Here is an 8,530-nt window from a genome sequence, read left to right as displayed (position 1 = left end):
GGGGGTCTGAACCTGTATGCGTACGTGCCGAATCCGGTGTCGTGGATTGATCCCTTAGGGTTAGCAGCTTGTCCAACACAAAAATATGAAGTTAGTACATTCGATGATTTACAGAGACGTTCTAAGGTGGGTGATAAATTAGATATCCACCATGCGGCTCAAAAACATCCTGCGGGGCAAGTAATTACTGGTTATGATCCTAAAATAGCTCCATCAATAGCTCTCCCTAGAGGAGAACATAAACTGATTCCTACAATGAAAGGACCGTATACGGGATCGGCTAGAGATTTATTGGCAAAAGATATTAGAGACTTGCGCAATTATACTAATGCTCCTCCTTCAGCAATAAAAGATTTGCACAATTTAAATAAAGAAATGTATCCAGAAGCCTTCACTAAAATAAGGTAATAAGATGAATTCTCAACTATTTGTAGATATATTAAAGCTTGTAGTAAGAGATGCTGCTATCGAAGACACTATCTCAATACTTGAATCTCCCCCAGGTAGAAAACCACAAAGGGAACTAATTGAACTATCTGATTTTTATAATGAAAAATCGAAGGAAGAGAAAGAGATAATCAATAAAATAATAAGAATAGTAGCTGATAATACATTGTTCGGTATTCTTTGTGTTATTGATGGTGTACGTGCAATAGAAAATGATGAAAATAAAGGTGAGCTAATATTGACCTATAAAAAGGAAAGTATAGTTAACTTAAATAAAAATAGTAATCTGCACGATATATATAATGCTAGTTAATTAATAAAGCCGGAAGATCCCCGAGATCTTCCGGCTTTATTATGATCTACCTTGGTGCATATCCACAGTAAGCCAACGCAGATTGGAGCTTAGAGATCGCATCTTTGATCTGATACGCTTCCTCGTCATTCACGGCACAGGCCCGTATCTCAGACCAGCACAGCCGCTTAACCAGTTGTGCTAAGGCCAGTGCTTCAATGTGGGTTAACTGAATATCCTGTAAATGTTCAATCACTATTGTCATCTCATCCTCTCCCCTTAACCCGCAAAACCGGTTATCAGCGCCTGCATCTGCTGCTTAATCTCCCGCAGTTGGGCCTGTTGCCGCTGGTACTGCTGATGCTGTTGTTGCGTGACTTCACTGTCAGGGATCAGCACCAGACAACCGTCCATCACCTTCACCGTAATCTGGCCGCCAGTATTAAATCCCGCCTGTCTCAGCCACTGCCCCTTAAGATGTATCGCCGGAGTGGCGTTGCTAACTCTGTTCCCGTTCGGCACATAGCCCACCGTGTAATAACGTTCTGTTTTCACAGCTTTATTTATCGCCGCTTCTGCTTTAGAATGCGCCTTAGCCATCATTCAACTCCTTCTTAGTTGCTTGTGGTGAGCGGCGTTGGTGTGGTCTCAACACATCAGCGCCGCGCTATTTTTATCCCTCCGGTTCATCAACAGACAGTAACGCAGACTCCATGCGCTGCTTGGCGATCATGGCATCAATGATCTTGATAACCGTTTCCTGATCTTCCTGTGCCAGTCGTTCCAGAACCTGAAAGCGTCGAAATAACCGAGAGTTAGCCAACGGTGAATCTTCAACAGGATTGCCTGTCAGCAGATAATCCACCGTGACCCCTAACACATCAGCCAGCTTAACCATCATCTCAGCGGGAGGTATGTTAAGTCCGCTTTCGTACTTGTTCAGTTGTTGAAAACGGATCTCAACTTTCCCAGCCAGTTCTTTCTGAGGCCATCCCTTCTGCTTACGTAGCGCCTTGAGACGTACCCCAAACTCTTTGCGGAGTTCAGCATTTTGCATAATCAAAAACTCTGTTTGCATAGTGACTCCGTTAGTGTAAGGGCTTGTCTGAATTAGGGGTTGCAAGTAACTCCTAAAAGGATTATAAATAAATCCAATTAAGAGTCAATTTAAATCTTGACAGGATTTAGGAGTCAACAACATGGCACGGATACCCGACGCAGAATTACAGCACCTGAAAGCCGCCGTCTCCTTAGTCGCCGTGGTGGAGCAACAGGGGCGACAGCTCTTTAAACGCGGCAAAGATTACGTACTGCTGTGCCCGTTCCATCAGGAGAAAACCCCGTCAATGGTTATCTCACCGGCAAAAAATCTCTATCACTGTTTTGGCTGTGACGCCGGCGGCTCCGTGCTGGACTGGGTGATGAAAACCAAAGGCTTAAGTCTGCGCCGGGCCGTGGAACAGTTGCGCGGGATACTGGGAGATAACCCCTCGGTGGTGCCGCTGGTGCAACCGGATGAACCCGCCGTGCTGGCCGAAGATGAAGCCGGACGGCAGGCGCTGCTCAACCGGGTGGTTGAGTTCTACCACCACACGTTGCTGAACGCCCCCGAAGCCCTGGATTATCTGGAAAAACGGCGGCTCAACCACCCGGAATTAGTCGCCCAGTTTAAACTGGGCTTTGCCAACCGCACGTTAGCCTATCGCCTGCCCATCAAGGCGGTGCAGGCCGGCGCACAGATCCGCGCCCGTCTTCGGGCCGTGGGGCTGATGCGCGACAGCGGGCACGAGCACTTTACCGGTTCGCTGGTGATACCGGTTATCGACCCGAACGGCCAGATCCGTGAGATATACGGGCGCAAAATCACCGACCGTTTACGTAAAGGAACGCCGCTGCATCTGTACCTTCCCGGCGCACATGGCGGGATATGGAATGAGCCGGCGCTGATCAGTTCAGGGACGGTCATTCTCTGTGAATCCCTGATCGACGCGATGTCGTTCTGGGTGGCCGGTCACCGCCATGTCACCGCCGCCTATGGGGTGAACGGCTTTACCGATGAGATGCGGCAGGCGTTTCGGCGGCATGGCGTTAAGCAGGTCTTGATCGCCTACGACAATGATCCGGCAGGCAATGAAGCGGCGGTAAAACTGGCCGCCGAACTGACTATCGCCGGCATCACCGTGTTCCGGGTGGTGTTCCCCGAGGGCATGGATGCCAACGGCTATCTGTGTCAGGTCGCCGAACCAGAACGGGCCTTCGCGTTGTTGCTGGACAGTGCCGTGTCGATGCAGGAGGCGGCAGAGGTACAGGCCACCACCGCAACAGAGCGGGCCGCACTGGCTGAACATCAGCCGGTTCCGGTGCCGGAAACAGTCAGCACATTAGCCGCCGGTATAGCGGCGTTGCCGTCGATGCCGAATGTGGTCTGGGAAACCGGCGCTAACGGCGAGATATCCCTGACGCTGGGCACACAACAGTGGGGTATCCGGGGCCTGTCACAGGTGAAAGCCGGGGCGGCGGTGATGAAAGTCAATGTTCAGGTCGTTGATACTGACAGCGGCGTGATGTTCGCCGACAGCGTGGACATGATGAGCGCCCGCAGCCGGGGCGGGTATGCGCGGCTGGCCGCCACCGAACTCGGGCTGGCCGAAGGTGACCTGCGCCGGGCGCTGGGGCAGGTGTTGCTGGTACTGGAACAGTGTCAACAGGCCGGTGTCAGTGAACAGACCGAAACCCCACCGGTTCCCGAACTGAGCGAGGACCAGCGGGCCGCAGCGCTGGCGCTGCTGCAAGACCCGAAACTGAGTGAGCGCATCACCGCTGATTTAGCCGCCTGTGGCGTGGTGGGGGAAAGCACCAACCTGCTGGCCGGTTACTTAGCCGCCGTCAGTCGCAAGCTGGACCGTCCGCTGGCCGTGCTGATACAGAGCAGCAGCGCTGCCGGGAAAAGCTCACTGATGGATGCGGTCCTCAATCTGATACCGGAAGAGGAACGCCTGCAATACAGCGCCATGACCGGCCAGAGTCTGTTCTATCTGGGGGAAACCAATCTCCAGCATAAAATCTTAGCCATTGCCGAAGAGGAAGGGGTACGGCAGGCCGCCTATGCGCTTAAGCTGTTGCAAAGCGACGGCGAACTGACCATTGCCAGCACCGGTAAAGATGACGCCAGCGGGAATCTGGTCACCAAACAGTACACAGTGAAAGGACCGGTGATGCTGATGCTCACCACCACGGCGATAGATGTCGATGAAGAGCTGTTAAACCGCTGTCTGGTGCTGACCGTGAACGAATCGCGGGAACAGACCGAAGCTATCCACGCCTTGCAGCGCCATAAGCAAACCCTTGAAGGTTTACTGGCCGAGAATGAAAAGGCGTATATCACCGAACTGCATCAAAACGCCCAGCGGCTGTTGCGCCCGCTGAATGTGGTTAACCCTTATGCCTCACAGTTAACGTTCATGAGCGATAAAACCCGCACCCGACGCGACCACATGAAATATCTCACGCTGATACAAAGTATCGCCCTGCTGCATCAGCACCAGCGCGAGGTGAAGACCGCGGAACACCGGAGCAAACGGCTTGAATATATCGAGGTGACCAAAGACGATATTAGCTTAGCAAACCGGCTGGCCCACGAGATATTAGGCCGCACGCTGGATGAGATGCCGCCTCAGACCCGAAAACTGTTGCTGCTGATACAGCAAATGGTGAAAGACACGGCGGCAGCGCAACAACGCCCGGTGAAAGATATCCGCTTTACCCGCCGGGATATCCGCAGTTATACCCACTGGAGTGACAGCCAGCTTAAACTCCACTGTCAGCGCCTGAGTGACATGGAATACCTGCTGACACACGGCGGCAGTCGCGGCCATCTGTTGCAATATGAACTGCTCTGGAATGGCGATAAAGCGGAGGAGGCTCACCTGTGTGGTCTGATTGAACCGGAAAATCAGGCTGCCAATAGTGTATATGACTCGTGCAAGTCTGGCCCGGATGAAGGCAAGTCGGAGTCAAGTCTGCCCCAAGTCAGGGCCAAGTCGGGTTCGCCAAAACCGGCGGCAAGCCGCAGTGACAAAGGGCTGAACGGTTCGCAAGTCGGGCCAGTCTGAAAAGGACTGTTCCGGCCCCCTAAAAATCAGGCCGTCGTACCGTACTGCCCCTTCATCAATGAACCCGAAAGCCAGAAAGGAAAGTGTGAATATGACGGGTGCAAGTCTGGCTCAAATGAAGGCAAGTCAGGGTCAAGTCTGCCCCAAGTCGGGGTCAAGTCTGGTTCGCCAAAACCGGCTGCAAGCCGCAGTGACAAAGGGCTGAACGGTTCGCAAGTCGGGCCAGCCTGAAAAGGACTGTTCCGGCCACCTAAGAATCACGCCATCGTACCGTAGTGATGTATCACACACTGATAACACTAACCGCTGTTCTCTACAGGAAACCCCATCATGTCATCACCCGCTAAACGTCAATCTGACCCTGCCCGGCTGACCCTGCGCCAGCATCTGGACGCGTATCTGGATAACCTGCTGTTGCAGGGGGCGAGTCAAAAGAGCCAGTCCGCCCGTCATGAACGGCTGTCACCGTTCGTCAACTGGTGTGAGGAACAGGGCGTAATATCTGCGGCTCAGGTCACCGAACCGTTACTGGAAAACTGGCAGCAGCATCTGACCCGGTACCGCAAAGCCAACGGTCAGCCCTACCCGCCGGACAGTCAGCGCCGACGCCTGCGCGCCTTACGCCTGTGGTTCGACTGGTTGCAGCAACAGCACGCTATCCCGACCAGCCCGGCGGCAACACTGGCCTCGCCAAGAAAAAAACGTCCCTCGGTGACGGAAACCCACGGTCAATCCGACGCCATACCGGCCCGCTTCGCCACTTTACGCCAGCATCTGGCGGCCTGGCTGGAAGCCGTGCAGGGACAGGGCTTAAGCGAACGGACTCAGGAGTCCTATGAAGAACGGCTGTTGCCGTTCGTCAACTGGTGCGAAGCGCGTGGCGTGATGACGGCACCGCAGGTCAGCCTGCCGTTACTGGAAAGTTACCAGCGCTGGCTGAGAAGCGCCCGTAAAGCGAACGGCCAGCCCTACAGCCCGGGCAGTCAGCGGGACCGCCTGAGTGTCTTACGTCAGTGGTTCCGCTGGCTGTTGCAACGTCACCATATCCTGTATAACCCGACGGATAACATGGTATTGCCAAGAGAAGAAAAACGGCTGCCGGCGCAGGTGATGAATGAAGACGAAACCCACACGGTCTTAGCCGCAACGGATATCAACACCCCAACCGGGCTGAGAAATCGCGCTATCCTTGAAGTACTGTGGAGTACCGGTATCCGGCGGATGGAAATAGCCAACCTGCTGTTAAGCGAAGTGGACTTCGGGCGCGGCGTGGTGCTGGTCAGACAGGGCAAAGGCCGTAAAGATAGGGTGGTGCCCATCGGCGGGCAGGCGCTGCACTGGTTAAGCCGCTGGCTCAGTGTCCGGCCCGAGTTAACGCGGCGGGATGACAGCGGTCACCTGTTTATCACCAGGAAAGGCCGGGGGCTGGCCAGAGGCACGTTAACCTGGATAGCCGCCGACAGCATCCGTAAACAGGCGCAACTGGCTAAGCCGGGGGCCTGTCATCTGTTCCGCCACTCAATGGCAACCCAGATGCTGGAGAACGGCGCGGACACCCGGCATATCCAGGCGATACTGGGGCATGAGAAGCTGGAAACCACCCAAATCTATACCCGGGTGGCTATCGGTCACTTAAAGGAAGTGCATGAGCAGACCCACCCGGCAGAACGGCAGTCAAAGCAGGCAACGTCAGACGATAAGCAGGCGGAGAGTGACAAGCCGGACAGCCCGAAGCCGGTCTGAACGCGCTGTGTTGCCGGACAATCTTAATGTTAGCCGGTTCCCTGTGAGCGCGTGGGGTGCAGTGAAAGGCAGACTGCGCGCATCCCTGCGCACAGACTGCCTGCCCACCTTCTGAGTGCCGGCGGTAAATGGTGGCCGCCCGGCACGAAACATCAGCGTTCTCTGCAACTCTCGTTGCCGGTCAACCACCATTCAACATAATGTGGCATTAAGCGCAATGGGCCTGAACGGCCCGCCGCGCTTAACAAACATTATGTCGGCGCCGCCCACCCACGGGCGCTGCGCGGTTACCTCAGCCCCGGTGCGCGGCTGGCCGCCGGGTTGAGCTTCTTAGCCCCCGTGGCGCGCAAGGCTGACGCCTTCCGCTGTCAGCTTCAATGCAAAATCCCACCGCCGCAGTCGCCGCCGTCCCTGGCGGCTCCGGTGATAACATCGGCCCTAAAACCCGCCCGCCAGCCTGTTAAGGTCAACAGCCACAGACCGGTAAGCCAGTCGGCCTGCGGCCTCCGCCGTTAATTACCCCCGCCCCGCCCCTGCTGCACTGGCTGCGCGCGGCTCGCACTGCGCTGCGCTCCGTTGCTCGTCCCCGTGCTCGCCATCTCCGCCCCGTGCAGCCCCCAAGGGGGCTTCCCTGTTAAAAAGCGTTACCTGCGGGCCTGGCCCGCCCGCACCCGGCCAACCCGCGTCAGCGGCGCAGACAAGCTGCACCGCCGCCACGGGTTCCTGATAAAACCCGGTTCTGGCAGGCAAAGCGGGCCGAAACCCGGCGCTGACGTCGGGGAAAAAATGCGCTAACATCGGGAAAGTGCCCGTCGGGGCGAGTTGATATGTTCTTTAACAGGGTGGGAAACAGTGGCGAAGAAAAAGGCTGCTAAATCAGGGGGAAAGGTCCGCTCAATCGTATGATGGCGTCGGGATAGTGCCTAAGATCCGCTCGGGCTGAATGGGGGTCTGAACCCGTATTCGTACGTCCATAATCCGGCGAACTGGATTGACCCGTTTGGGTTGGCAAGTTCACCTTCTCAATTATTAAATCGGAAACTTAGAGCCTTACAAAAAGCTCAAGGTTCTGCCGTGAATATCCGCGAATTACCTGATGGGCGGATCCGTTATTATGATAAGGAAGCGTTAGCTAGAACTAAAGGGCCAACGCGTGGACGTTCTCATGTCACAGAGTGGAATCCATCGACAGGAAGTGTGAGGTCTTGGGAAGAAACTTACGACCATTCCAGCAAGGTTAATCGTATACATCCTAAGATGAAAGATGGTCAGGTATTGGATTTACCTCATTATCCACCCACCAAAGCGGATATAGATTCAGGCATAGCAACAACCCCAGGAAAAGCTATTAAAAAATGTGGGGGATTGTCATGAACGATCTAATCCATCTTTTTATAAGCGGCCTGAATGAAAAACTTCAAGAAAATTACGATACTGCTAACGTTGCTAGATATGCATATGAATTTTACCTTGATCATGACATTGATGATGAGAGGCTAAGATATGTCGTTGATTATTTGAAAGGAATGGATGCAGATCCTGCATTTGAATTAAATAAAGACGAAGTTACTTCTTTTGTTCGAGAAAATCTTTTTTACATCTAAAAACACCGGAAGATCCGTGTGATCTTCCGGCCTTCTGATGATCTATCTTGGTGAATACCCACGGTAAGCCAGAGCGGATTGAAGCTTAGAAATCGCATCTTTGATCTGATACGCTTCTTCTTCATTCGTAAACGTCCGGTCATCTCACCTTGTTCTTCCTCTCCGGTAATGTTCCGGTGAACTCACCTTGCGTTGTCAGATAACCACAAAATGGGATGTTAACGGAAGGGATTCTCAGGCCAGGGCAACAGCTCATTCAACCGATTGTTCGGCCAGACAGGCAGCCGGCTGAGGACATCACGTAACCAGACCCAGGGCTCATGTCCGTTGGC

At 54.1% G+C, this 8,530-nt stretch carries 10 protein-coding genes and 1 pseudogene; 6 read left to right on the top strand and 5 right to left on the bottom strand.

Annotated features, from left to right (window positions below; genetic code table 11):
• Both AACQ38_RS23085 and AACQ38_RS23080 read left to right on the top strand, forming a co-directional pair.
• A partial coding sequence (locus AACQ38_RS23085) for a hypothetical protein (RefSeq protein WP_347566023.1) occupies positions 1-408 on the top strand: 408 nt, incomplete at its 5' end.
• A 4-nt stretch (positions 409-412) separates the two neighbouring features.
• Positions 413-760, top strand: coding sequence for a hypothetical protein (locus AACQ38_RS23080; RefSeq protein ID WP_011147332.1), 348 nt, complete (start codon positions 413-415; stop codon positions 758-760).
• A gap of 46 nt (positions 761-806) precedes the next feature.
• Here the strand turns inward: AACQ38_RS23080 and AACQ38_RS23075 are convergent, their stop codons facing one another.
• The 3 genes from AACQ38_RS23075 to AACQ38_RS23065 all read right to left on the bottom strand — a co-directional run bounded on the left by AACQ38_RS23075 (position 807) and on the right by AACQ38_RS23065 (position 1,817).
• Complete coding sequence (locus tag AACQ38_RS23075; RefSeq protein WP_165579171.1) at positions 807-1,004, bottom strand: DUF7706 family protein; 198 nt, start codon at positions 1,002-1,004, stop codon at positions 807-809.
• A 14-nt stretch (positions 1,005-1,018) separates the two neighbouring features.
• Positions 1,019-1,339, bottom strand: coding sequence for a SymE family type I addiction module toxin (locus AACQ38_RS23070; protein ID WP_165579173.1), 321 nt, complete (start codon positions 1,337-1,339; stop codon positions 1,019-1,021).
• A 73-nt stretch (positions 1,340-1,412) separates the two neighbouring features.
• Entirely contained in the window at positions 1,413-1,817 is a 405-nt protein-coding gene (locus AACQ38_RS23065) for a helix-turn-helix domain-containing protein (RefSeq protein WP_242685670.1), read from the bottom strand.
• 121 nt (positions 1,818-1,938) lie between these two features.
• Here AACQ38_RS23065 and AACQ38_RS23060 point away from each other — a divergent pair, with 121 nt between their 5' ends.
• The 4 genes from AACQ38_RS23060 (at position 1,939) to AACQ38_RS23045 (ending at position 8,198) form a co-directional block, all read left to right on the top strand.
• Positions 1,939-4,851, top strand: coding sequence for a CHC2 zinc finger domain-containing protein (locus AACQ38_RS23060; RefSeq protein ID WP_165579170.1), 2,913 nt, complete (start codon positions 1,939-1,941; stop codon positions 4,849-4,851).
• Between the two features lie 741 nt (positions 4,852-5,592).
• Positions 5,593-6,594 (top strand): site-specific tyrosine recombinase XerC, encoded by a 1,002-nt coding sequence (gene xerC / locus AACQ38_RS23055; protein ID WP_339367085.1) that lies wholly within the window; start codon positions 5,593-5,595, stop codon positions 6,592-6,594.
• Between the two features lie 1,074 nt (positions 6,595-7,668).
• The gene (locus tag AACQ38_RS23050; RefSeq protein ID WP_445260636.1) at positions 7,669-7,968 is read left to right on the top strand and encodes a hypothetical protein; all 300 of its coding nucleotides are present in this window, start codon (positions 7,669-7,671) and stop codon (positions 7,966-7,968) included.
• Entirely contained in the window at positions 7,965-8,198 is a 234-nt protein-coding gene (locus tag AACQ38_RS23045; RefSeq protein WP_165579167.1) for a hypothetical protein, read from the top strand. The genes AACQ38_RS23050 and AACQ38_RS23045 overlap by 4 nt, the downstream gene beginning before the upstream one ends.
• A 42-nt stretch (positions 8,199-8,240) precedes the next feature.
• Here AACQ38_RS23045 and AACQ38_RS24240 read toward each other — a convergent pair.
• Together AACQ38_RS24240 and AACQ38_RS23040 are read right to left on the bottom strand one after the other, a co-directional pair.
• Positions 8,241-8,315: pseudogene (locus tag AACQ38_RS24240) on the bottom strand (DUF7706 family protein); the annotation flags it as partial.
• 101 nt (positions 8,316-8,416) lie between these two features.
• A partial coding sequence (locus AACQ38_RS23040) for a transposase domain-containing protein (RefSeq protein ID WP_165579166.1) occupies positions 8,417-8,530 on the bottom strand: 114 nt, incomplete at its 5' end.

It is taken from the genome of Photorhabdus sp. RW14-46, assembly GCF_963887965.1.
Lineage (GTDB): Bacteria > Pseudomonadota > Gammaproteobacteria > Enterobacterales > Enterobacteriaceae > Photorhabdus > Photorhabdus laumondii.
Note: the sequence above shows the minus strand (reverse complement) of the source record. Positions and strands in the feature narration are given on the sequence as shown.